This window comes from Chamaesiphon minutus PCC 6605, from assembly GCF_000317145.1.
Classification (GTDB): domain Bacteria; phylum Cyanobacteriota; class Cyanobacteriia; order Cyanobacteriales; family Chamaesiphonaceae; genus Chamaesiphon; species Chamaesiphon minutus.
Genome location: NC_019697.1, coordinates 4286076 through 4308043, shown reverse-complemented (window position 1 = coordinate 4308043; position 21968 = coordinate 4286076). Strand labels below are relative to the sequence as shown.

The window sequence follows — 21968 nt, the reverse complement described above, 5'->3', positions numbered from 1 at the left end:
TATGCCAATTATTTAACTCTCACTACCCACATTATCATTAATGAAAGTCATTTCGCTATTGGCGATCGGTTTGTCGATCGCTCTTTATCCGATCGCGCTATCTGCACAACCACAACCTTCACAAAGAACGATCGTTAATAATGCTATTGCTTTCAGGCAATTACGTGGCGAGCGCAAGTTGAACTTACAGTGGATTGGTTGGGACAACTGGAGCGATTTTGGTAACGCTAGAGTAGTCGATCGGCGAGGTACGCTATTTATTAAAGGCAAGCAGAGCAAAGGTGATGACTTTCTGACAATTGACGGTCAAATTCTCAGAGTGGATGCAAAAGAGTTTACCTTTCGAGGTAGAATTGTTACGAAAGTCAAGGATAATAACAACGGTCAAGCCTGCGAGCGAGAAGGTGACATGGTATTTAAAATTACCAATAATCGCAGATATTGGCGATTGCAACAAATGCAAAGTCCGTGCGGTACCGAAACAGATTATATAGATATCTTTATGTGATAGTTTCGATGTTAAATGGAAGTTTAACAATCGATAGATCGTCTCTGGCAATGGTAACTAATTATGTGGTAAAAACTACTTCATGCAATGTCTTCTGATACTCATTGTTCGCCAGATCCAGCATTTCTTGAAAAATGGCGGAGAATGGACGATTGGAATCCATTGCTGTAAAATCTTCAAGCGATTGCCAGTGACCAAAATTGATGCACCGCCAGCCATCGAGACTGCGGTGAGCGTGCGTAGAAATCAGCCCCGTTTGTCCCGATACCATCTCCAGTGCGTATTCAAACAATTCTACGAATCGAGGCTGGTATTCGGGTTGTTTCATCTTAAAGATGCCAAAGTTAATGAGTCCATTCATTTTCGGTGCAAGCTGCAACTGGCTGTCTTTAGGTTCGGAGGCAAAGATTTCAAACAGATGTACGTCGGGAACGTCAAAATTTGCGAGCGGTTGGGTGGCAACATATGATGCTGAATCGATCCATTGAATATAGCTAGTGACGCGCAACCCATCGCGGCTACGCAGCACCGAGCCAGATCCAAATCCAGCTTGGTGCTTTAACGTAGATTGGATATTGTCAATTGCACGTTCTACCAAACTTGTTTGATTCTCAGGTGTCACTGGGAAGATGGCAAACTCAGCCAGCAAACCATTTGCTTTACTAATTATGGGCATTCGACACCTCAAAGAATTACTACTTTGTGACGTATGCTAGCACAAAACTTTCAGACAAACTGTCGGCGATCGACTATAAATGCACATCAAGATCGCCCATCGAGAGCGAGATCTAAATACATTTGCACCAGTATCTAATATGGAAGTCTTTCTAAACGTAGCCGGAGATCGAACGATCGAAGCTCGATAATGGTGAAGATCGTAGGAGCGGCAATTTGGATAAGTCATACTTACACTCCTGCGATTGGCTGTAGATAACCGCACATCTGACATCAGGAACCGCATTTATGACTCATCCCGCCTATTCAGCCATCGTCGAACAATTCATCAAACTCGACGCTCCCTATGACGATATTACCAAACACGATCTACTGGCATTAGGGATTACCACTGAGATGATTCCCGATCTGATTGCCACTATTTTAGACGAGAAATATTATGAAGATTATGATTCATACGAAGGTTTCCCGCATCTGTATGCTTACATTGCCCTCGGACAATTAAAAACACCAGCCTCGATCGATGGATTAATTTTAGGTGTGAAGAAATGGGCGCATACCGATTGGTTTGAATGGTTTTGTGAAGAAATGCCCGATATTTTCGGTGCGATCGGTCCTATGGCTATTCCACAACTAATCGAACTACTTCAGGACAAAAGTCTCACTTTCGATGCGCGGACTTGTGCGCTGCATTATTTACTACCGATTTCAGTCGCCTATCCAGAAGAACGCGATCGTTGTGTCGCCGCACTCGTTAGCGAATTGGAGAAGTTTGAGGATAACGATCCAGAAATCAACGGTTATATTGTCATGTATTTAGTTGCCGATTATAAGGCAATCGAAGCAGTCCCAATTATTGAAGCAGCTTATGCTGCCGATCGTGTAGATCCTGCCTTCATCGGCGATTGGGAGGACGTTCGAGTGGAATTTGGATTGATACCAGCACGAACTACTCCCAGACAAAATTATCTTGGTGTGGATCGAAGCAGAATGCTTGGGGAACAAGCCAGTCTCTTCGATGATTATGCGAAGACAGCAGCAAAACGGAGCGAGAATGTAGCCGCTAAAAAGAAAGCCAAGCGCAAACAAGAAAAGAAAGCTCGCCAAAAAAATCGACGTAAATAGTTTAAATATTTTGATTAATGATTGGCTTTAATATTTTCATTTGCCAATCTCACCGTTTCATCAATCCGCTTTTGGCGAGTTTCTGGTTTCTTGGCATTAAGAATCCATTCCAAAATCCCCCGCTTAGAAGAACGTGAAAACCCTTCCCAATAAGCCAAGGCTGTTGGATGATTGTTAGAGGATGTCTGAAAACTCAATTCCGTTAAGCTTAAACCCTAGAAAATCCCCCCTAGCCCCCCTTAAAAAGGGGGGAACCAGACTCTTAGTCCCCCTTTTTAAGGGGGATTTAGCGGCGCATCGAACGGGAGGTTCCCTCCCGTTTGTGTGCGACAAGACAGGGGGATTTACCCACTGCAAACGAAGCAATTAGACTTTTCAGACATCCTCTTAAATGCAAGTTGGAGATCGGCGGGAATAGTAATATTCTCTACTTCGTCCAACGCCGTCCAGGTACCTGTCTGTTTTGCTAGCTCGATCGATGCTAATCCTGCTGCTGTCATGAGATTGTCAGCGAGCAGTTTTTCGACCTTCAATTTATTAACTTTGCTCCAATTACTTTTTGGGTTACGTTTGGCAAAAAACTGATAATAACTTTCAGCATCGCGTTTGTTTGGCGTGCTATCGATCCAACCAAAACATAATGCTTCGTCAACTGCTTCGGGATAATAAATACTCGGCACATTACTTTGCTTTCGATAAATAATCAGCCAAACAGAACGTTCGGATTGATGATTATTTTCTAGCCATTCGCGCCATTCTGCTCTAGATTTGGCATAAAAAGTTTTGATGCCATCTTTTAGTTCCATACTAAGTTCGCTAAATATCAAGAACTTACCTACTCGACTCGACACGATCGAGGCTTCGCCAACTAGTTAGATTTAATCCATTGCAAAATAACTTTGTAAATAACTCAGCATCAATCGTTTAGTTTCGGTAACTAACCGTTGTTGGAAAATCTGTTCTTGACTGAGCGATAACCATAATAAAGTCCCGATCGCTTTGACTAATGTAAACGCGATCGCCTCATAATCGGCAGTAGCTAAACCCGAATGATAGCGAGACAAAGATGCTGCCAAATCTTCAATTAATTGCGTATCAGCCGCATTTTCGATCGCTTCTAGTTCGGGAATCGTGCCTTGTACCTGCATGAAAATCGAATGGTAGCCAGGATAATCGGCGAAAAATTGTGCCGTAGTATCGACAATCCGATCGACATAGGCAGCCAAGCTCAAATTTGCCATTTCAGCGGGATCTAACTCCATGAAACGGTGGTGGAGTCGATCGGTGTAACGCATCGCTAATGCACCGACGATCGCGCCTTTATCGGGAAAAAACTGATACAGCGATCCGATGGGTACTTTGGCACCAGCGGCGATCGCATTAGTCGTAGTGTCATTGTAACCCTTGTCAATAAATAACTGTTCCGCCACATCCAAGATCTGACTCACTCGCTCTTGACTCCGTACCTGTCGTGGTTGTCGCCGCATTCCCGACGATTTTGCTGAATTTGTAGCCATTTTGTACCATTTTGGATTACGGGCTGGAAAATCTTGCTATATATCAAGTCGATCGATTCATCTGTCGGTAGTGTTTTTTAAATTGGGATCGCAACCGAGCCTATAAATATATCCGAGGATTGCTCGCTTTTTTCTTGACAAAATATGAGCAATACTCGTATCCTAAAAGAAAGATGACTAATGCTCGTATTTTAGCTGAATTTGTGGAGGAGAAGATCGCCATGAGTTGGGACATCTTTGGCTGGCTTGGTGCCAATCTCAAATGCCCGATCGATTGCTGCGCTATTGGCTGGCGATGGGTGCGGTATAAATTTCATCCCTGGATTGACTTGGTAACCGCTCCACTCAACATGCTCACTAAATCGGGTATCGATCGAACTCACGCCCAAAACCGCTACCTCAGCGCGATCGGCAAAATTAACTTCGTCGATGTGTACGCATTGCTCGACAATTTGCTGTGGTAAACAGATGCGGCTAGTTAATCTCGCGATTTCTTTTAAATTCTGCTTAATTCTGTGGAGATGTTTGTCATGACATTAATGGATGCTTTCAATGCAGGTTTACCTTTTAACCGTAAAAATTCACAACACAGCCATTTCCAAATGGTAATGATTTTTAAGTCTTTTATTGCCATGCTCGTAGGCGACAACAGCCTGAAAACGGTAGGCGAGATGTCCGATGCATTGTTAGAAACCCCCGCATTTGACTTGGCGGCTCAGCAATTAAAGCGCAATCCGGCTTGCGCCGAACTGATTCGCGATCGCTATATTCCCGCCAACTACGACATCGATAAACTTCTCACCTATCCTCAAGATTCGCTAGGCTATATCTATGCTTCAGCCATCAAAGGATCGGGGTTCGATCCCAATTTACATATCGGGATGAGTGCCGCCTCCGATGCTCAATATGTAGAACTGCGCCTGAGTCAGACTCACGATATTTGGCATGTCATTACCGGATTCGACACTTCGCCGAGCGGTGAAATTGGCTTGCAGGCAGTTCATTTGGCGCAGTTCCCCTACCCCTTAGCCACAATGCTGATTGCCAATAGTTTGATGTCTAGTACCTTGTTATATCCTGAAGTATTGCCATCCTTGCTTAATGCGATCGCGCAAGGATGGCAGATGGGCGAAACGGCTGGGGTATTATTCGCCCAAAAGTGGGAACACGCATGGGATAAGCCATTGGCTCAATGGCAAGCGGAGTTAAATATTCAACCGATCTAGCATCGTTAATATTTTCATAATGCAACTCTGAAATTTGAGGTAGGGGCAATTTATGAATCAGGGTGAACGCACTTAAATCTTATATTATTAAAAACACTTAGAAACTAGATGTAAATTTGATTCATCAAAGATGTGAAATCTATACCCGTCGATAGCTTTAGCTAATTAATTGTGTTAAGTTGATTTGGAACTAATATCATGTAAAATGAAGCTGAAGCCTAAGCATAGTATCGCAGAACACTTTGACGACATAGAAGACATTAGGATTGAACGTGGAAAAAAACATAAACTAATCGACATCATCACGATCTCCATTTGTGCTGTAGTATGTGGGGCGGACGGATGGATAGATATAGAAATGTATGGTATAGCCAGAAAAAAATGGTTAGAAAAGTTCCTAGAACTACCGAATGGAATCCCATCTCATGATACATTTGCTAGAGTATTTTCACAAATTAATCCTGATGAATTTAATAAATCATTCCTGAGTTGGATTAAAGGAATAAGTAAAATAACCGCAGGAGAAATAATTGCCTTTGATGGAAAACAATCTCGAAACTCAGGAGATGAAAAGAATGGTCAAGGTGTAATTAATACAGTCAGTGCCTGGGCTGCAAGTAATAGATTAGTATTAGGTCAAAAGAAAGTAGAAGGAAAATCTAATGAAATCACAGCACTTCCCGAACTGATTCAAATCTTGGATTTAGCAGGATGTATCGTTACCATCGACGCAATGGGATGTCAAAGAGAAATAGTCAAAAAAATCGTCGAAAAAGATGCAGATTATGTAATTGCTGTAAAAAAGAATCAACCGACCTTGTACAAACAAGTAAAGCAGCTATTTAAACAAGCAATTGAAACTCAGGGAAAAGACCTCAACCTGAGTAGCTTCAACAGTAGAGAGATGAATAGAGGTAGAGAAGAAATTCGTAATTATTTAATGATAACAGATGTTGCGGAGCAAATAGATCCACTGCAAAAATGGAAAAAGTTAACTAGTATTGGCATGGTAGAATCAGTTCGAGTTGTCGGCGGAAAGACGAGTGTAGAAACTCGTTATTTTATCAGTAGTCTAGAGAGCGATGCTCAAAAATTAGCAGAGGGAATTAGAAGTCATTGGTCGATAGAAAATTCTCTTCACTGGGTGCTTGATGTTGCTTTTAAAGAAGATGATAGTCGAATTAGGAAAGATAATGCTCCAGCTAATTTTGCGATTTTACGACATATAGCAGTTAACATAATTAGTGAAAATAAAAGTCGAAAGTTAAGTGTTAGAAGTAAGAGATTCTTGGCGACACTTGACGAAGAATATTCAACTGAACTTTTAGAAGCTATTTTGTAATTTATTTGCACTAATTAATCTCGGCTTGACTAATGAGTTGGTCGAGCTTTCTGCTACACTAAATTAAATTAATCGGATCTCATGTTTGATTTTAGTTTCAATTGGCATTGTAATAAGTGCAATTAGTTAGTAAGTACGATTGAGTTAGCTATTCTAGTTTTGATCGATCGAATTACACCCGATTTTGATGCGTTCACCCTGATTTATGAATTGCCCCTACCTCAAATTTTAGAGCTGTAACTTTCTTTTTACTATTCACAATTTATTAAAGCATTAATATCTGCCGCGACAATCTGTTCTAGATTACGTGTAATTTTATCGATTTCCCAATTCCACCAAGCGACTTCTAGTAATGTGGAGATCGTCTCATCATCAAAACGTTGCCGAATACATTTAGCTGGATGGCCACCGACGATCGTGTAGGGAGCAACATCACCCACGACGACTGATTTGGCAGCAATAATCGCTCCATCGCCGATTTTTACTCCTGGCATTATCGTCGCTTCATAGCCAATCCACACATCATTACCGACGATCGTATCTCCTTTATACGGCAGTTCTCCCGATCTCGGCATGACTTTTTCCCAACCATTGCCGAAGATTTGAAATGGATAAGTTGAAAACCCATCTATTTTATGATTCGCCCCATTCATAATGAATTTGATACCTGTTGCCAGAGCACAAAACTTTCCGATAATTAAGCGATCGCCGATAAAGGGATAATGATAAAGAACGTTGCGCTCAAAATTTTCTGAATCTTCTAGATCGTCATAATATGTATAGTCGCCGATAATAATATTGGGATTCGATACGGTGTTTTTAATGAAGCAAATTTGGGGAAATCCCTTCATTGGATGCTTATGTTGGGGATTGGCTCCTGTCACGATCGATCGCTCCTAGCTTTCAAAATGTATTGCAGGGCGCATCTAGTGGTTGGGGAAGTACAATGATACTGTTGTGTTGGGCGCATCTAGCCCTATACCCAACCGAACGACTGCAAAATTGTTACAGTAAATGAAGAAACTCCATGTCGATCGCTAATTACCCTTAACTTATGACTTCAGTAACGCGTATCTGTATCCTCGGTGGGGGATTTGGTGGTTTGTATACTGCCTTAAGAGCGAACCAACTGGCTTGGGAACCCGGACAAAAGCCAGAAATTACCCTGATCGATCGTCATCCTAACTTTGTATTTACGCCCCTGCTCTACGAACTAATTACCGGGGAAATGCAAGGATGGGAGATCGCGCCGCCGTTTGCCGAACTCTTGAAAGGGACAGATATTCGCTTCGTGCAAGGCTCTGTCAAACAGATCGATTCAGAGCAAAAAACTGTCAGGTTAGAAGATGACACCGAGATTGCTTACGATCGATTGGTACTGTCTCTAGGCAGCGAAACTCCTGCCGATAGCGTCCCTGGCGTTGCCGAACATGCGATCGCTTTTCGCTCTTTAGAAGATGCTTACAAATTAGATACAAAATTACGTTTATTAGAAGCTTCTAATGCCGAACGCATTCGGGTGGCGATCGTCGGAGCTGGTTATACAGGTGTTGAAATAGCCTGCAAACTCGCCGACAGGCTCAAAGAACGCGGACGTATTCGCCTGATTCAATCGCGAGATACAATCTTACCAAACGCTCTCGAATTTAACCGGAATGCCGCTCTCAAAGCCTTAGAACGGCGGGGAATCTGGGTAGACTTAGAAACTAATGTTTCCGAGATTACTGCCGATACAATCGGGCTAATTTATAAGGGTGTGACCGATACTATCCCCGTCGAAATCGTGATGTGGACGGTGGGCAATCAGGTGAGTCCGGCGATCGATCGATTCGGACTACCAGCGAATGCTGAGGGTAAACTTACGGTTACCGAAACGCTACAAGTAACAGAAAATCCCGACATCTTTGCATTAGGGGATGCCGCAGCGATCCTCGCTCCTCATGGTGTAGCGATTCCGACTAATGCTCAAGTAGCCTTCCAGCAATCTGATTTTGTTGCGTGGAATGTGTGGTCGTCCCTAACCAATCGACCGCTACTGCCATTTCATTATACCAACCTCGGTGAAATGCTGACCTTGGGCGATGATAATGCAGCTTTATCTAGCATGGGAATTCAATTAGATGGCCCACTGGCCTATCTCGCACGGCGGCTTGTCTATCTCTATCGTCTCCCCACCATCGAACACCAACTCAAAGTTGGGTTGAATTGGTTAACGCAGCCGTTGGTGAAGATGTTGAGTTAGGGGATAGGCTTTAGGCTTTAGGCTTTAGGCAGTGGTTGTTAGGTTTTAGAACGCAAGCTTTATTCTAAATAATGAGCACCTAACACCTAACACCTAACATCTAACACCTAAAGCCTAACACCTAACACCTAACACCTAAATCTAGATTGTCATCCCATTTGGAATCGTGGCATTTTTGAGGACGACGACGATGCCGCTGCGAATGTAGAAACCTAGTTCTTCGCGCTGGGCTTCTTCGACACCTTCTTTATTAACGATCGTCACATCGGAGCCGATCCGAGCATTTTTATCGATGATGGCTCGCCGAATCGTTGTATTGGCACCGATCCCGATCGGGACGCCACCAGTCTCAGCTTGAGTTTTGCGCTCTGGTGCGGGTTCGTAAAAGTCAGCACCCATTAGTAGCGAATCTTCGATCGTGCAACCATCCATCACTCGCGATCGCACGCCCAGTACTGAGTGGTGAATCCGACATTGTTTGATGATACATCCTTCACCGATCATCGATTCGGTGATGTGAGAATCTAATAATTTCGTGGGTGGGAGATAACGCGAGCGGGTATAAATCGGCGCCTTTTCGTCGTAAAAGCTAAATGGGGGTGTCGGTTGTTGGGTGAGCGCGAGGTTGGCATCATAGAAAGATTCGATCGTTCCGATATCTTCCCAGTATCCGTCAAATAGGAAGGCTTGAATATTGTGAGTAGCCGCCGCACCCGGAATGATTTCTTTCCCAAAATCGGTTTGTCCGAGCGATTTTTTGAGGAGATCTACGAGGACTTGCTTCTTAAATACATAAATCCCCATCGAGGCAATATAAGGCTTCTCGGCAGCTTGTTCGGCATTGAGACCCAATTTGGTGGTATCTACGCGCATGTGCTTGAGCGCGTCACCTTTGGGCTTTTCGCTAAATTCGACAACGCGTCCCGATGGATCGATTTTCATCAAGCCAAATTCCGAAGCATTTTTCTCGCCGATCGGGACTACCGATAGGGTAATATCGGCATTGGTATCGCGGTGGCGTTGGACAAATAACCGATAATCCATCCGATAGAGGTGATCTCCCGACAGGATCACTACTTCTTCGACATCCCATTCTTCGACGATCGATAAATACTGACGCACTGCATCGGCTGTCCCTTGGAACCAGTCGGGATTATCCTTTGTTTGTTGCGCCGCGAGTACTTCTACAAATCCGTCGCTAAATCCCGAAAAGTTGTAGGCGCGTGCTAAGTGCCGATTGAGAGAAGCGGAGTTAAATTGGGTGAGTACGTAGATTTTAAAAATCTCGGAGTTGATACAGTTACTGACTGGAATATCAATCAACCGATACTTACCTGCCAACGGCACCGCAGGTTTCGCCCGCAGTTTGGTGAGGGGATATAACCTGGTGCCTGCACCACCACCTAAAACGATCGCTAAAACTTGTTTCACAATAACCTCTTAAAATAACGGTCCCACAAGGATCGATCGTTATCACTGGGAGTAAAACTGGTATCTCCACCAATATCGCCCTGACAAGATCGACCTAGACCACCTCTATCATCTGATAACTTGGGTACATTCGGGTTGGTTCGATCGGTATTTTCTACTACTTTCCTCGATCGATCCCCATTATCCCAAATTACATTAGCTGTTTGGTGTATTCAGTCGGTATCTACTGGTGCTATTAGAATCCGGATCTGGGGGAGCGATGCGCGCTCGTCGGGTCTCCCGACGGTTTAGCGCATCAGCGACGCAGATCCCTTCGGGAAGGCTCCGCCAACGACCTGGAGGTTCCCTCCAGGTTGTGTGCGTCAGCGGCTCGCAGCCGGGAGGTTTCCTCCCGGATTATGCGAGACAAGACAAGACAAGACGGCTTCCCCCAGATCCCCCGCTGAGTGGTAGGATGCCGCCCCTCAGACTCTCCTGCATAAGGATCGATCTGTTAGGATCGGATCGCGCTTCTCTTCTCCTTTCGGAGACGCTGCGCTACGAGACGCTACGCGTTGGCGGAGCCTCGCCTCTGGCGATACGAATTAGTGCTTTTGATAGGTTATCGGTGAGGGTAGTCCCACTAGTCCCATTAAAGTGAGCACTTCCCACCAACTATATTTTAGGCATTATCTATCTAAAAATAACTGTACCTACCTACTTGGTTAATCGCTCGCCTTTAGTTTGTTCGATCGCCCAAGTTAATGTCGGGGTGCAGTTTCAGAGACATACTCACATTTTCCCAGGCGGTGAGGCTTTTGGGGATGTTGTGGGCTTGGAAGATGTAGCCGATGTTGCTGCGGGTGGCGACTATACTTCACACGGTCATAATTTGAGCTTTATCAAAATGCTGAAAGCGGAGTGTCAGCAAGGAATCAAGCTCTTTTTTATGTTGGAGATGAGCATCATTTAGACATCCAGAGATGGCTGATGAAAACTGAGTAAAATCTTCGTAATACTTTCCGTACAAACATTTCTTTTTGACAAACTTCCAGAGTCTTTCAATCAAATTTAGATTAGGCGAATAAGTTGGTAAGTATAGTAGTTCTATTTCCAATGATTTAGCTAAATCTTGAACAACTCGACATTTCTGATATCGAGCATTGTCTAAAACTAGCGTAATGGGAATGCTCAAGCTAAGTTCTTTTAATTTGTGGAGAAGTTCACAAACCTGAATAGCCGTGATCTAGCTGTCATTAGTAACCAAGATAACTTCATGGGTAATAGCATTTAACGCTCCGAGTACGTTGAACCGTTTTCGCCCTGAAGGTGACTTAATAAACAGCCTTTGAAAACACCAAATCATTCCCAAGAAAGCTCCCATAACAAAGTGAGCAGCATCGACAAATAAGACTGCCCTTTCTCCACGCTTTGCCTCCTCTAGCCTAGGTTCTAGCTTATCTCTTTTATATTCTTCCTGTTCATCTGGATCTGCTTTGGCTGGAATAGCTCCAACTTTTAAACATCGCATTCCTATTGACTTCAAAAATTTTCTAATCTGGCTCGGACTCCGTTTGATTCCAGTGAGCTTTTCGATTTGCTGTGCAGCTTGATTGATGTTAGCTGGAGGATTCGACTCTAAATATTGACGGATGGTCATTTTATGTGATTCTAATTCACTTTTGGGCTGGTTAAAATTAATTTCTTTGAGTCTTTCTACTCCACCACTCTGATATTGCTCACAATATGTTCGTAATGTGTTTGGAGAAATATCAGCTAGCTTACAAATTAGCTTTAAAGGTAAGTTTTGACTTTTAAGCCACAGTACTTCCATCTTCAACTGAACTCTGGGATGAGGATGATGAAATCTTTCATGATTTAATATTTTTCGATCTTCTTCAGTAAATTTTAGACCGCTCATCCCTTGAAATCCTCTTTTATCTTGTCTTTTCTAGACTATCACTTCTGTGCCGATCTTGCGATCGCTTCCATTCGCTCGAAGTGTAAGTTATGCCCGTGCGGAGTATAGTTGGGCTTGTTTGGCTCCAAGCAATTCGCGATCGAGGACTTTGAGGCTGCCTGTTTGCATCGATCGTAAGGCTCCAATTAGGGTCAGTAGCGTCGTCTTGCCGCTCCCTGAAGGCCCAGTCAGGATTGTAATCTCCCCCGGATGTATTTCGAGATTAATATCATTCAAAACGGGAATTTTCAGGGTTCCTTTACCAAAACTATGGTGGAGATTTTCGATTTGGATTGTTGGTTGCATAGGCTTTATTTCACACCCACTACCCACTATTATTTGTGAGCCATTAAAGAAAGTCAGGGTAGATTTGGTTGAGCGATTTGAGGTGGTTCGATCTCATATTCCCAGCATAATTTTCCAGAATTCAAATCTTGTACTCTCAATAAACTTTGATGCGCGAGCGGATCGATGCGTCGATCGACAAGATAGTAAATCTTAGAATTAAAAATCGAGATCGATCGAATCATCATCGCTCGATCGCCTACATCGTATTTTACTGTCGTCACAAGCTGTCCGGTTTCAGCCGCAAAAATCCACCAGGGTTGTTCGACATCGGCATATACATCGGGACAGACCAATATGTAGCAGCCATCGAGAGTCACCAGATAATCTAGAGTTTTCCCTCTACCCAGCTCGATAATATCGAAGCCGCTCCGATCTCCCGATCTGTCGCGCAGTCTCAGTTGTACTCCTTGTTGTCCCTCAATATTACCGCTGGTTAAATGCACGATCTTTTGTCCTGCGATCCAAGCTCCAGGGGGTAACTCTTCGGCGATCGAGGCATCTGTGGTAGCTTCTGAAGGTAGCATTTCTATCTCACCTGAATTTAGAGCGATTTGCACGGTGCCGCGATCTCTTTGGCGATCGATTTGCCGCAACAAATCTGGTGGTGGTGCTGCTCCGCCTCGATAGTAGTTTTGAGCTTGCCAATCTAGAAACAGATTCTCAGTAGTAGCACGAACTTGAAAATTTAAAGTAGCATCCCTGTAGACGCATACCCAGTCGGGAAAAACTATCGGTGCTGACACCCAGAGCAAACTACCATATCGCTCTAAATCCAGTTTGGCGATCTCAAATCCATTCACTCGATCTGGTATGCTCTTTTGTGCTACCAACCAATTGCTAGTGGCCATGAGTGGATAAGATGCTACTTCATTCGTCCAGAGTGTTTTACCATCATTAAGATCGATCGCCTCAATGCTATTATTGCTATTAGTAAAATAGCCAATTTGACCATCGGGCGAGAGGACACCACCTGGTAGAAATAACGGTCTAATTTGTTCGGAATCGGACATAAAATCACAGTATTGCTAGATATTTGGATATTATCGATCGACTCAATCACTTATTTAAAAGACGTCAGCCGGGTCTGCCGCACGTAATTTATTAGAGGCGATCGCGGCAGAAATTAGACACATTGCTAAAGTTAAAATAAATACAGTGAGGGCTAAATTCACGGTCATTACTAGCTCTAATCTGGTGAGATTTGTCAATAGTTGATACATGCCTAAAGTAGCGATAAATCCAGGGATGTAGCCTAAAACTGCAGGGATGTAGCCTAAAACTGCTAGGAATAATGCTTCCTGGAAAATGACGAGTAGCAGCAATCGATTGGAATAACCGATCGCTTTCAGGGTAGCGTATTCTGATAAATGGTCGCTGACGTCGCTGTAGAGAACTTGATAAACGATCGCGACACCAACGATAAAGCCCATCACTGCGCCGAAGTTAAAGATCGTACTGCTAGAATTGGTATCTTGAAATGCTAATTCTCTGGTTTGTAGCTCTTGATGTGTGAGTGCTTTAACTCCAGGAACAGCTTTGGCAATGCCTTGTTGGAGTGCGATGAGATTCGTTCCAGGTTTAACGTGAATGATGCCTAATGTTACTTGTTCGAGCGAACTTGCCCCAAACATCTCGGCATAAGTTCGATCGCTAGCAATGATATTTCCTTGACTGAGAAAGAAGGAGCAACCGAGACTGAATAACCCATTAACGACAATTCGCTGATTATTTACCATCACCGAAGTAGTTGACTCAGTTGCCATTTTTGCGGGAATTGGCTCCAATTCGGATCGAGATAATCGATCGAATAAGACTGTAAATGGTTCGCGCAGTTTGGCTTGTTGCTGATTTACTTCAGGCAGATCGAAGATTTGAATTTGAGGATTGTATGCAAAAACTCGCGTATCATAAGAGATCGTTTCTTTGTCAAAAGCCCACGTACCATATTTAAGATATAGGGGTTCGGCAGAAATAACACCATCAAATGCTGCTGCTTGATAAAGCCGCGTGCGATCGCGCCCGACTGGTATAACATCAACTTACGTCGATATTCACCCTGAGCATTGGTAAGTTTGGCTTGAGAGCCGAGGGTATTATTTCCCGATCGATTGAATTGACTACGCCGCTGATATTCAGCTTGGGCATTAGTTAGTTTAGCTTGGGCAGTTAACAATCCCAATCCTTGACGATCGGCTTGAAGTTGGCGTTGATAGTTAGCTTCGGCATTTTGGAGTTGCGATCGTGCAGAAGTCAGGGCGGCTTCTTGCTGTTTGCGGGTGCTATTAAGTTGCGCTTGCAGCCTAGTCAGAACGGCGTTTTGAGCGGTAATTTGAGACTTTTTGAAGTCGCCTTGACTGACTTTCCCCAGCTCGATTTGCCGCAGCTTAACATCCGCCAAGGCGTCGCGCAGTTCGGCTTGCTTGCGATCGATCCCTTGCAAAATGGCAATGACTTTACCTTGGGTGACGAAATCGCCTTCTGCGACCAAAATTCGATCGACGCGGCTATCTTGAGCATTGGCGACAGAGAGCTTGATGACTTCTCCCTTGGGCTGAATTCGCCCCAATGCTACAACGGCATTAGGTTTGGCTGGGACGACTGCTTTGGTACGTTGCTCCGCATTACCAGAGGTACAGCCAGATAGCAGCATTATTAGTCCGCAAGCTATAAGTGTAGGATCTGTTTTCATACTCCGAGCATAATCGATCGTGTCGATTTTACACTACATCGAAAGGGCTGGCAATGCGCACACTAAACAGTATTTTATATTTATAGTAGTTTGTTTTGCTTTATATAACTTTTTTATGGAACTTCGTCACTTACGTTATTTTAGTACTGTTGCTACCGAATTGCACTTCGGACGTGCGGCAGAAAAATTGCACATCGCGCAACCACCTTTGAGCAAACAAATTCAAGACTTAGAAGCAGAGTTGGGTTTTGAACTATTCACGCGAACTAAAAGATCGGTGGCACTTACTCCTGCCGGACAAGCATTTTTAATTGAAGTGAGTCAAGTATTTCAACAACTCGATCGCGCGATCGATATTGGTGGTAAAACTAGTCGCGGCGAACTCGGACAAATCTCGATCGGATTTGTGGGTTCGGCGACTTATAATATTTTACCAGTGATGCTCCAACAGTTCCACGATCGATATCCTCAAGTCCAAATTAAACTACATGAGTTGACGACAGATCGGCAGTTAATTTGGTTGCGAGAAGGGAGAATCGATATTGGTTTGATCCGTCCGCCAATTGTGGAGCGAGATTTTGTCAGCCAAGTCATTTTTCAAGAATCTGTAGTTGTGGCTTTACCAACTCATCATCATTTAGCAACGCAAGACTCGCTCGATCTCGCTACATTAGCAACCGAACCGTTTATTCTGTTCCCCCGCAAACTCGCACCAGGATTGTACGATCCGATTATTGCTATTTGTCAAGCTGCTGGCTTTAGTCCGCTGGTAGTTCAAGAATGTATCCAAATGCAGACGATCGTCAGTCTTGTCTCGGCAAATATGGGTGTTTCAATTCTACCAGAATCGATTCAAGAAGCCCAACGTCAAGGAGTAGTTTATAAGCCGATTAGATCGGAGTCTTTGAGCGTAGAGAAGTTAGCTACAATTGCGATCGTCTGGCGACGCAACGATCCTTCACCGACAATGAATAAATTACTAGAAATCGCCTTAAATGAAATCTGAGTAGGGGCAATTTATTAATGCCGCTACTCAGATTTCACTCTCTATCCTCTAACAAAAGATACCAACGTCCCGCATACAATTTTAGATCTCCCTTATTTTGATATTCCAAAACGATCGAGTCTTCAAATTTTTGCTTGTTACCGCTACTATCTAAATAAAATCCTTTAATCTTGGCATTCCATAAAGAAGATTTAGGTTTGGTGTAGACGATTTGCCGATCTTGAATTTTGCGCCCACCAATTTTATCAATTTTAGTTCTGACTTCTTTAGTAAGATTAAAATTTTCCGGTATTAAATCGAGCATGAGATGCTCTTTTTTAGTTTCCAAAGCCGATAGATATTGTTCTACAACTCGATCGGGCGTAGGCGCACCCCGTTTATTCACCGCACATGCTTGGAGTGTCAATACGATCGCGATCGATACTGTTAATTGTCCGCAAATTAGATGAGGTAATTTTTTTGCTTGCATATCCAATATCTCGTTCTCCGCAGCACGCACTGAATTAGCAGGGAATTATTTAGTAATTTTTGAACCTTTTTAATTCCTTGACCTCAGCGTGAGTTAAATCCCGCCACATTCCTAATGATAAACCTTCGAGGGATAGTAACCCGATCGAAACGCGTACCAATCTCAGTGTCGGAAACCCGACTGCTGCTGTCATCCGCCGCACTTGGCGATTTTTACCTTCGGTTAAGGTTAATTCTAACCAAGCGGTCGGGATTTTTTGGCGATCGCGAATCGGTGGATCTCGCGGCGGTAATTCGGGTTCGGCAGCTAATAACTTTGCCCGTGCGGGCTTGGTTTGATATTTTTGGATCTCTACACCAGCGGCTAGGTGCTCTAGTGCCTGTTCGTCTGGAACGCGCTCTACTTGTACCCAATAAGTACGGGGATGTCCGTACTGAGGATCGCTAAGTCGATGTTGCAATCTCCCATCATCAGTCAGCAGTAACAATCCCTCGCTGTCCCAATCCAACCTCCCCACGGGATACACATCGGGAACGGAAATATAGTCTTTGAGCGTCTGCTTGCCGCCATCGTCTGTAAATTGACTCAGGACACCATAGGGTTTGTAGAAGAGGATGTAACGCAAGTTAGTTAGGAGTTAGGAGTAGGATCTGTAGGGGTGGGTTTGCGGCGCGCGCTCTGGAGTTTTCTTCCAGGTTTAGCGCGACAAGACAATGCTCAGAATTTGCGCGTTCAATAGTAATTCTCGAACAAATCCACCCTCCCCACCAATAACCAATCGCATGTTATCGTCTATAAATTTTACCCGATCGAACGATCTGTCAATTCCACTGAAGATAAGCGGGTTTGGTTAAAATTGCGAGAATTTATCGATGTTTACTCGATCGATCCGCCTCTACAGAAGATCCTAATTTATTGAATTAACTTTTTCGACCCGTACTTCATCGGCAAAACTCACTTTTTGAGTAAACTCAAATGGCCCCGCGATCGATCCCCAGACATGTTCGTCGGTGGCAATATCGCGACCGCGATCGAGGCTAATTAGGTGTCCAGGCGAGATTTCAAAGCTGTTGTCCAAATAAGTATCTTTGCCATTTCGAGTCACCTTGCAGCCCTTTCCAGGCTCCACATAGCCCTTAAACGTACTGCCAGTCCATTCGGTAATCATCGTGCAACCTGGCATTTTGATGATATTATCGCGGGTGATTTGCTGGAGCTGTTCGGGGTTACGAGCGGCTCCGAAAAATTCGGCTTCAGGATCTAGCGTATAATGCTCGATTTCGATGCGCTCGTTGACGACAACAAAGTTTAGCACCCTTAAGCGATAAGGATTCTGGAGCATAAAGTCATAAGCCTGTTCGAGAAATAAGCTCACTCCATCGAACAACTCGTAGGGTAGCGGACGCATACACACTCGAATATGCGCGAAAAATGGTGGGTTCTCAATTGCTTGCGCTTGATTGCTAAAATCGCCAGCCATCCAGCGCGCCAAGGTAGGAATATCGGTAGAATGAGTCATAGTGGAGGTCTAATGTTAATTACTGTCGATTTTACTGGAACTGCACGATCCTATTTTCACAATTTATGACTCCATTAGCACCGCTGCGGCTGATTTCACTCTTGCCTAGTGCCACAGAAATTATCGCTTGTTTGGGACTGACCGATCGATTGGTGGGTATTTCGCATGAATGTGATTATCCCCCTGAAATTAAAGATCGAGCTGTCTGTACTTCGGCACGACTATCTATCCATCAGCCGAGTGGCGAGATTCATCAGGAAGTAGATAAATTACTCGCCGCCGCCATGAGTATTTATGAAATTAATCTCGATGTGTTGACCCAATTGCAGCCCACTCACATTATTACTCAAGACCAGTGTGACGTTTGTGCGGTCAGCTTTCCGGAAGTAGAAAAAGCTGTGGCGAAATTAACTAATAGTCACCCTCAAATTATCTCACTTCAACCCGACACGATCGCAGATGTCTGGGCGGATATTCAACGTGTTGGCGAAACTTTAAATGTCGATTGGCAACCGATCGTTGCAACTCTGCAAAAGCGAGTTAAAATCTGTCAAACCCAGTGTCAAAATCTTCAATCTCCACTCCCAAAAGTTGCCTGCATTGAGTGGACAGATCCATTAATGTTGGCTGGTAATTGGATTCCCGAATTAGTCGAGATGGCTGGTGGCAAACCGATTGGTGGCGTTACCGGACAACATTCACCTCGGATTAGTTGGGATGAATTGGTAGCTGCCGATCCCGATACAATTATTTTCATGCCCTGTGGTTTCGATCTCGATCGCACTCGCATCGAAGCACAACCGTTAACTAAACATCCTCAGTGGCAACAGCTCGCAGCAGTCAAACAAGATCGAGTCTACATTACCGATGGTAATGCTTACTTTAATCGCCCCGGCCCCAGACTGGTAGAATCTCTAGAAATTCTTACCGAAATCCTCAATCCTCAAGTCTGTAATTACGGTCATTATCGCACTGGTTGGTCTGAATTTTCATAAAAATGGGTCGATTGTTAAATCGACCCACATGGTAACTATTAAACATCTACAAGAACTGGATCGCGATCGATTAAGATTCGGATTCCGCCGCTGGGGGTTTTGCACCTAGTGGTTGAATACTGACGATTTTGCCACCCATGCGCAAAATTTGCTGCATCTTTTCATTCATGCGATTGTAAGGAACTTGTACGAAGGTATTCGCACTAGTCCGAATCTGCACGTTAGATTGGCTATCGTCGTTTTGCTGCAATCCAGCTACTTCATAAACAAAAATTCGATTATTGGCTGTCGCGGTCGAACCTCTGGTAAAAGCTGATTGTCCCAACATTTTATTTGCTCCTGCGATCGTGAAAAAGTGGCGAGTATCAATCAGGCGATGTGTGAGAATGGGTCTTTATAGCGCATTCCCACACCACGATTAACTAAAATTAAAGAGTTAACACACCGAAGTTAGGCTACGGTAACGCTAGCGACTTTGCCACCAATCTTGTTGATGTACTGGAGCGTACTGTTGAGTTGGTCGTAGGAAACAATAAACTCTTTGTTGCTCCGGCGGACGCGAGGATAGCGTGGCAGACTAATACTCGATACTTCAATGCGATACAGGCGGTCTGATTCACCAATTGTCGAACGACCGAACGCGCGCGAGGGCGTCGTGCTACCAGCAGCACCTTGATAAGCAAATCCATCGTTGCTACCAGAAGGCGGAATAATTGCCGAAGTAGTATTGCTACCCAGCTCGCCAGCCAAGCGGGACTTGGCACCAGCAACTTGCGATGTATCGCTATTGGCATAACCGCGATAGAGTCGGAACATCCGAGTAAATCCGGGCATTTTTTGACCCACTTGGTATGTAAAGCTACGATAGTAAGGAACGATCGAGTCGCCAAAATTCTCGTTATATTCTAGAGAATCGATATAAGAATCGATATCGGCATCGTAACCCTTTTCTTGATAGCGATCGAGATGTTCGATTACTTCAGATTCATCATAAGGTGCGCGACCTAGTAAATGTTTGCAGTTTAATTCGATCGTCCGCGTCTGAAAAGATGAGTACAAAAATTTGTTTTTGTACAACTCAGATTTGGCGACACCGCGCACGAAATCTCGCACGGTAATTTGACCGTTACAGAGCACGGATTCGAGTCCCAATAGTCGTTCGTTTTGCATCAGATAGTCGTTACCTAATACCTGACGGTAGACAGCATTGATAATAATTTGGGCATCTGCTGGCGACCAATTGGTGCGTAATTCGATTGGCTTAATATCGCTATAGGCACTGGTGCCTAAACGAGAAGCTCCGGTGGTAATTGGCACGGGTTTTACTCCTTAGATGGGTGGATGGGTGGATGGATAGATGGGTGGATGGGTAATGGGTAAGAGCGAAAGACCACGATCGTCCTTGTTCGTCAACAAAGCAGCGACGCTGCCCATTCATTACCCATTCATACCCTCTTGCCTAAAGCCTAAAGCCTAAAGCCTAAAGCCTAAATCTAAGCTCGATCGATACTCACTACCCGACTCCCACGCTGATTGAGGCGTTGGAGGGTAGCAGAAAGTTGTTCGTAGCTAACGAGTAGCTCGCCAGAACTGCGCCGAATTTGCGGGCTGTTAATGCGGTTGGTTTGGACGAGCCGCACGCGATATAATTGCTCGCGATCGCCTTTAATAGTGCCAGCTAAACTGCGTCCCAAATTGGGAGTGCGAATTGCCGTGGCGGTATTTCGACCGAGTTCTGCGGTCAAAGCAGCACCTTTGTTATTGCCTTGAGCGCGATCGCTGTTGGCATAACCTTGATACAGTTGGAACATCCGAGTGAAGCCCACACTAGTTTGACCCCGTTGGGTAGCAAAACCACGATAGTAAGGCACTGTCGCATCACCAAAGCTGTCTTGATATTCCATCGAATCGATGTAGGAGTCGATTTCGGCGATGTATCCACGATCGATAAACCGATTGACATGCTCGGTAATTTCGGCTTCATTAGCTGGAGCGCGACCCAATAAGTGCTTGAAGTTCAGTTCGATGAACCGCACTTGGGGAGTTGAATAGAAAAATTTTTGTTTATATAGTTCTGATTGTGCCAATGCGCGGACGAAATCTCGCACGCTCATATCGCCCTGGCGCAGGAGCGATTCGGCACTGGTTAGTCGTTCGCTTTCCATAATATGGTCGTTGCCGAAGACCTGCCGATAGGCAGCCCAAATTACAGCCCGAACATCATCTTCCGACGGGTGGGGTCGTAGTTCTACTGGCGATGCGCCAGCAAACGGCTCGAATCCCAACTGTTTTGCGGCCATAGAGCTTGTCATAATTTCAACTCCGATTGCGTATAGTTACAACAATCCCAGAGCTAGAGGATATCCTTCTTTCCCATTCTTAATGAGCACGAAAGACAGCCTCCAGTTCTGGGATTTGGATGTCAATTAGCTTAAGGCGTTAATTGCGTAATCGATGTAGGAATTAGCTTCGCTTGCAGAGTCACCAGAGAGACCGTGGTTAGCTTTAACATATTTGAGAGCTTCAACATACCAGCTAGGAGACAAGTCGAAGGTGGAGTTGATTTCAGCCAAACCGCCAATCAGGTAGTCATCCATCGGGCCAGTGCTACCAGCAATCAGGCAGTAGGAGATCATCCGAACGTAGTAACCGATGTCACGAGCGCACTTAGCTTTACCGCGAGGGGTAGAAGCATAGTTGTTGCCCTGCATGGTAGTGGTGTAGGGGAATTTCTGATAAACGGCATTTGCAGCACCATCAGCCAAGCTTTGAGCTTTACCAGCCAAAGCTTTAGCAGCATCAAGGCTAGCAGTTGCCTGACGAATGCGACCAAAAGCAACTTGCAGTTCGGTAGAACTCAAGAAACGACCTTGGGAATCAGCGGTAGCTACAGCTTCGGTTAAAGGAGTTTTCATAGTTTACTTAATCTCTCAATAA

The 21968-nt window shown here is 44.4% G+C and carries 26 protein-coding genes and 2 pseudogenes; 9 read left to right on the top strand and 19 right to left on the bottom strand.

Annotation, left to right across the window (positions count from 1 at the left end):
- Positions 1 to 40 precede the first annotated feature (40 nt).
- Positions 41 to 508 (top strand): hypothetical protein, encoded by a 468-nt coding sequence (locus CHA6605_RS19765; RefSeq protein ID WP_015161162.1) that lies wholly within the window; start codon positions 41 to 43, stop codon positions 506 to 508.
- Positions 509 to 569: 61 nt separating this feature from the next.
- On the opposite strand, the gene CHA6605_RS19760 is transcribed toward CHA6605_RS19765, so the two are convergent.
- Both CHA6605_RS19760 and CHA6605_RS34365 read right to left on the bottom strand, forming a co-directional pair.
- Complete coding sequence (locus CHA6605_RS19760; protein WP_015161161.1) at positions 570 to 1184, bottom strand: antibiotic biosynthesis monooxygenase family protein; 615 nt, start codon at positions 1182 to 1184, stop codon at positions 570 to 572.
- Positions 1185 to 1220: 36 nt separating this feature from the next.
- Positions 1221 to 1412, bottom strand: a complete 192-nt coding sequence (locus CHA6605_RS34365; RefSeq protein ID WP_157260042.1) for a hypothetical protein — start codon at positions 1410 to 1412, stop codon at positions 1221 to 1223.
- Between the two features lie 59 nt (positions 1413 to 1471).
- Here CHA6605_RS34365 and CHA6605_RS19755 point away from each other — a divergent pair, with 59 nt between their 5' ends.
- On the top strand, positions 1472 to 2308 hold the full coding sequence (locus tag CHA6605_RS19755; protein WP_015161159.1) for a hypothetical protein: 837 nt from the start codon (positions 1472 to 1474) through the stop codon (positions 2306 to 2308).
- 14 nt (positions 2309 to 2322) lie between these two features.
- Here CHA6605_RS19755 and CHA6605_RS33080 read toward each other — a convergent pair whose 3' ends face one another.
- From CHA6605_RS33080 to CHA6605_RS19745, 3 genes are all read right to left on the bottom strand, one after another.
- Complete coding sequence (locus CHA6605_RS33080; protein ID WP_232432107.1) at positions 2323 to 2466, bottom strand: YdeI/OmpD-associated family protein; 144 nt, start codon at positions 2464 to 2466, stop codon at positions 2323 to 2325.
- A gap of 186 nt (positions 2467 to 2652) precedes the next feature.
- Complete coding sequence (locus tag CHA6605_RS19750) at positions 2653 to 3114, bottom strand: YdeI/OmpD-associated family protein (protein WP_198288376.1); 462 nt, start codon at positions 3112 to 3114, stop codon at positions 2653 to 2655.
- 72 nt (positions 3115 to 3186) lie between these two features.
- Entirely contained in the window at positions 3187 to 3825 is a 639-nt protein-coding gene (locus CHA6605_RS19745) for a TetR/AcrR family transcriptional regulator (protein ID WP_015161158.1), read from the bottom strand.
- A gap of 173 nt (positions 3826 to 3998) precedes the next feature.
- On the opposite strand from CHA6605_RS19745, the gene CHA6605_RS19740 reads away from it, so the two are divergent.
- The 3 genes from CHA6605_RS19740 (at position 3999) to CHA6605_RS19730 (ending at position 6393) form a co-directional block, all read left to right on the top strand.
- Positions 3999 to 4289 (top strand): hypothetical protein, encoded by a 291-nt coding sequence (locus CHA6605_RS19740; protein WP_015161157.1) that lies wholly within the window; start codon positions 3999 to 4001, stop codon positions 4287 to 4289.
- A 66-nt stretch (positions 4290 to 4355) separates the two neighbouring features.
- A complete protein-coding gene (locus CHA6605_RS19735; protein WP_015161156.1) occupies positions 4356 to 5051 on the top strand; it encodes a Coq4 family protein in 696 nt (231 codons plus the stop codon).
- A 205-nt stretch (positions 5052 to 5256) separates the two neighbouring features.
- Positions 5257 to 6393, top strand: coding sequence for an ISAs1 family transposase (locus CHA6605_RS19730; protein ID WP_015157748.1), 1137 nt, complete (start codon positions 5257 to 5259; stop codon positions 6391 to 6393).
- A 251-nt stretch (positions 6394 to 6644) separates the two neighbouring features.
- On the opposite strand, the gene CHA6605_RS19725 is transcribed toward CHA6605_RS19730, so the two are convergent.
- On the bottom strand, positions 6645 to 7280 hold the full coding sequence (locus tag CHA6605_RS19725) for a Vat family streptogramin A O-acetyltransferase (RefSeq protein ID WP_422678771.1): 636 nt from the start codon (positions 7278 to 7280) through the stop codon (positions 6645 to 6647).
- 167 nt (positions 7281 to 7447) lie between these two features.
- On the opposite strand from CHA6605_RS19725, the gene CHA6605_RS19720 reads away from it, so the two are divergent.
- Entirely contained in the window at positions 7448 to 8635 is a 1188-nt protein-coding gene (locus CHA6605_RS19720; protein WP_015161154.1) for an NAD(P)/FAD-dependent oxidoreductase, read from the top strand.
- Positions 8636 to 8776: 141 nt separating this feature from the next.
- Here CHA6605_RS19720 and CHA6605_RS19715 read toward each other — a convergent pair whose 3' ends face one another.
- Positions 8777 to 10066 carry a glucose-1-phosphate adenylyltransferase gene (locus CHA6605_RS19715; protein ID WP_015161153.1) on the bottom strand — a complete coding sequence of 430 codons (1290 nt, stop codon included), beginning with the start codon at positions 10064 to 10066 and terminating at the stop codon, positions 8777 to 8779.
- A gap of 700 nt (positions 10067 to 10766) precedes the next feature.
- Between CHA6605_RS19715 and CHA6605_RS35160 the strand changes: the two genes are divergently transcribed.
- Complete coding sequence (locus CHA6605_RS35160; protein ID WP_198288599.1) at positions 10767 to 11018, top strand: hypothetical protein; 252 nt, start codon at positions 10767 to 10769, stop codon at positions 11016 to 11018.
- Here the strand turns inward: CHA6605_RS35160 and CHA6605_RS19710 are convergent.
- The 5 genes and pseudogenes from CHA6605_RS19710 to CHA6605_RS31845 form a co-directional block, all read right to left on the bottom strand.
- Positions 10923 to 11966: pseudogene (locus tag CHA6605_RS19710) on the bottom strand (IS630 family transposase). The gene CHA6605_RS35160 and the pseudogene CHA6605_RS19710 overlap by 96 nt on opposite strands.
- 93 nt (positions 11967 to 12059) lie before the next feature.
- Positions 12060 to 12311: pseudogene (locus CHA6605_RS19705) on the bottom strand (ATP-binding cassette domain-containing protein); the annotation flags it as partial.
- Between the two features lie 53 nt (positions 12312 to 12364).
- Positions 12365 to 13363 carry a hypothetical protein gene (locus CHA6605_RS19700; RefSeq protein WP_015161151.1) on the bottom strand — a complete coding sequence of 333 codons (999 nt, stop codon included), beginning with the start codon at positions 13361 to 13363 and terminating at the stop codon, positions 12365 to 12367.
- 54 nt (positions 13364 to 13417) lie between these two features.
- Positions 13418 to 14116, bottom strand: a complete 699-nt coding sequence (locus CHA6605_RS19695; protein ID WP_157260041.1) for an FtsX-like permease family protein — start codon at positions 14114 to 14116, stop codon at positions 13418 to 13420.
- Positions 14117 to 14202: 86 nt separating this feature from the next.
- A complete protein-coding gene (locus CHA6605_RS31845; protein WP_157260040.1) occupies positions 14203 to 15042 on the bottom strand; it encodes an efflux RND transporter periplasmic adaptor subunit in 840 nt (279 codons plus the stop codon).
- Positions 15043 to 15157: 115 nt separating this feature from the next.
- On the opposite strand from CHA6605_RS31845, the gene CHA6605_RS19685 reads away from it, so the two are divergent.
- The gene (locus CHA6605_RS19685) at positions 15158 to 16048 is read left to right on the top strand and encodes a LysR family transcriptional regulator (protein WP_015161150.1); all 891 of its coding nucleotides are present in this window, start codon (positions 15158 to 15160) and stop codon (positions 16046 to 16048) included.
- Positions 16049 to 16082: 34 nt separating this feature from the next.
- On the opposite strand, the gene CHA6605_RS19680 is transcribed toward CHA6605_RS19685, so the two are convergent.
- From CHA6605_RS19680 to CHA6605_RS19670, 3 genes are all read right to left on the bottom strand, one after another.
- Complete coding sequence (locus CHA6605_RS19680) at positions 16083 to 16517, bottom strand: hypothetical protein (protein ID WP_041548304.1); 435 nt, start codon at positions 16515 to 16517, stop codon at positions 16083 to 16085.
- A gap of 49 nt (positions 16518 to 16566) precedes the next feature.
- On the bottom strand, positions 16567 to 17142 hold the full coding sequence (locus CHA6605_RS19675) for a pseudouridine synthase (protein WP_015161148.1): 576 nt from the start codon (positions 17140 to 17142) through the stop codon (positions 16567 to 16569).
- Positions 17143 to 17424: 282 nt separating this feature from the next.
- A complete protein-coding gene (locus CHA6605_RS19670) occupies positions 17425 to 18036 on the bottom strand; it encodes a chromophore lyase CpcT/CpeT (RefSeq protein ID WP_015161147.1) in 612 nt (203 codons plus the stop codon).
- A 65-nt stretch (positions 18037 to 18101) separates the two neighbouring features.
- Between CHA6605_RS19670 and CHA6605_RS19665 the strand changes: the two genes are divergently transcribed.
- A complete protein-coding gene (locus CHA6605_RS19665) occupies positions 18102 to 19031 on the top strand; it encodes a cobalamin-binding protein (RefSeq protein ID WP_015161146.1) in 930 nt (309 codons plus the stop codon).
- Positions 19032 to 19101: 70 nt separating this feature from the next.
- On the opposite strand, the gene CHA6605_RS19660 is transcribed toward CHA6605_RS19665, so the two are convergent.
- The 4 genes from CHA6605_RS19660 to cpcA form a co-directional block, all read right to left on the bottom strand.
- Positions 19102 to 19359 carry a phycobilisome linker polypeptide gene (locus CHA6605_RS19660; protein WP_015161145.1) on the bottom strand — a complete coding sequence of 86 codons (258 nt, stop codon included), beginning with the start codon at positions 19357 to 19359 and terminating at the stop codon, positions 19102 to 19104.
- 122 nt (positions 19360 to 19481) lie between these two features.
- A complete protein-coding gene (locus CHA6605_RS19655) occupies positions 19482 to 20348 on the bottom strand; it encodes a phycobilisome linker polypeptide (protein WP_015161144.1) in 867 nt (288 codons plus the stop codon).
- Between the two features lie 176 nt (positions 20349 to 20524).
- A complete protein-coding gene (locus tag CHA6605_RS19650) occupies positions 20525 to 21343 on the bottom strand; it encodes a phycobilisome linker polypeptide (protein ID WP_015161143.1) in 819 nt (272 codons plus the stop codon).
- A 114-nt stretch (positions 21344 to 21457) separates the two neighbouring features.
- Positions 21458 to 21946 carry a phycocyanin subunit alpha gene (gene cpcA / locus CHA6605_RS19645; RefSeq protein WP_015161142.1) on the bottom strand — a complete coding sequence of 163 codons (489 nt, stop codon included), beginning with the start codon at positions 21944 to 21946 and terminating at the stop codon, positions 21458 to 21460.
- Positions 21947 to 21968: the final 22 nt, after the last annotated feature.

Excerpts from the sequence above, each read along its gene's own strand:
- cpcA (WP_015161142.1), bottom strand. The coding sequence starts at position 21,946 with ATGAAAACTCCTTTAACCGAAGCTGTAGCTACCGCTGATTCCCAAGGT.
- CHA6605_RS19670 (WP_015161147.1), bottom strand. The coding sequence starts at position 18,036 with ATGACTCATTCTACCGATATTCCTACCTTGGCGCGCTGGATGGCTGGC.
- CHA6605_RS31845 (WP_157260040.1), bottom strand. The coding sequence starts at position 15,042 with ATGAAAACAGATCCTACACTTATAGCTTGCGGACTAATAATGCTGCTA.
- CHA6605_RS19685 (WP_015161150.1), top strand. The coding sequence starts at position 15,158 with ATGGAACTTCGTCACTTACGTTATTTTAGTACTGTTGCTACCGAATTG.
- CHA6605_RS19665 (WP_015161146.1), top strand. The coding sequence starts at position 18,102 with ATGACTCCATTAGCACCGCTGCGGCTGATTTCACTCTTGCCTAGTGCC.
- CHA6605_RS19730 (WP_015157748.1), top strand. The coding sequence starts at position 5,257 with ATGAAGCTGAAGCCTAAGCATAGTATCGCAGAACACTTTGACGACATA.
- CHA6605_RS19695 (WP_157260041.1), bottom strand. The coding sequence starts at position 14,116 with ATGGCAACTGAGTCAACTACTTCGGTGATGGTAAATAATCAGCGAATT.
- CHA6605_RS19680 (WP_041548304.1), bottom strand. The coding sequence starts at position 16,517 with ATGCAAGCAAAAAAATTACCTCATCTAATTTGCGGACAATTAACAGTA.
- CHA6605_RS19745 (WP_015161158.1), bottom strand. The coding sequence starts at position 3,825 with ATGGCTACAAATTCAGCAAAATCGTCGGGAATGCGGCGACAACCACGA.
- CHA6605_RS19660 (WP_015161145.1), bottom strand. The coding sequence starts at position 19,359 with ATGTTGGGACAATCAGCTTTTACCAGAGGTTCGACCGCGACAGCCAAT.
- CHA6605_RS34365 (WP_157260042.1), bottom strand. The coding sequence starts at position 1,412 with ATGACTTATCCAAATTGCCGCTCCTACGATCTTCACCATTATCGAGCT.
- CHA6605_RS19760 (WP_015161161.1), bottom strand. The coding sequence starts at position 1,184 with ATGCCCATAATTAGTAAAGCAAATGGTTTGCTGGCTGAGTTTGCCATC.
- CHA6605_RS19650 (WP_015161143.1), bottom strand. The coding sequence starts at position 21,343 with ATGACAAGCTCTATGGCCGCAAAACAGTTGGGATTCGAGCCGTTTGCT.
- CHA6605_RS19740 (WP_015161157.1), top strand. The coding sequence starts at position 3,999 with ATGACTAATGCTCGTATTTTAGCTGAATTTGTGGAGGAGAAGATCGCC.
- CHA6605_RS19750 (WP_198288376.1), bottom strand. The coding sequence starts at position 3,114 with ATGGAACTAAAAGATGGCATCAAAACTTTTTATGCCAAATCTAGAGCA.
- CHA6605_RS19700 (WP_015161151.1), bottom strand. The coding sequence starts at position 13,363 with ATGTCCGATTCCGAACAAATTAGACCGTTATTTCTACCAGGTGGTGTC.
- CHA6605_RS19720 (WP_015161154.1), top strand. The coding sequence starts at position 7,448 with ATGACTTCAGTAACGCGTATCTGTATCCTCGGTGGGGGATTTGGTGGT.
- CHA6605_RS19735 (WP_015161156.1), top strand. The coding sequence starts at position 4,356 with ATGACATTAATGGATGCTTTCAATGCAGGTTTACCTTTTAACCGTAAA.
- CHA6605_RS19765 (WP_015161162.1), top strand. The coding sequence starts at position 41 with ATGAAAGTCATTTCGCTATTGGCGATCGGTTTGTCGATCGCTCTTTAT.
- CHA6605_RS19755 (WP_015161159.1), top strand. The coding sequence starts at position 1,472 with ATGACTCATCCCGCCTATTCAGCCATCGTCGAACAATTCATCAAACTC.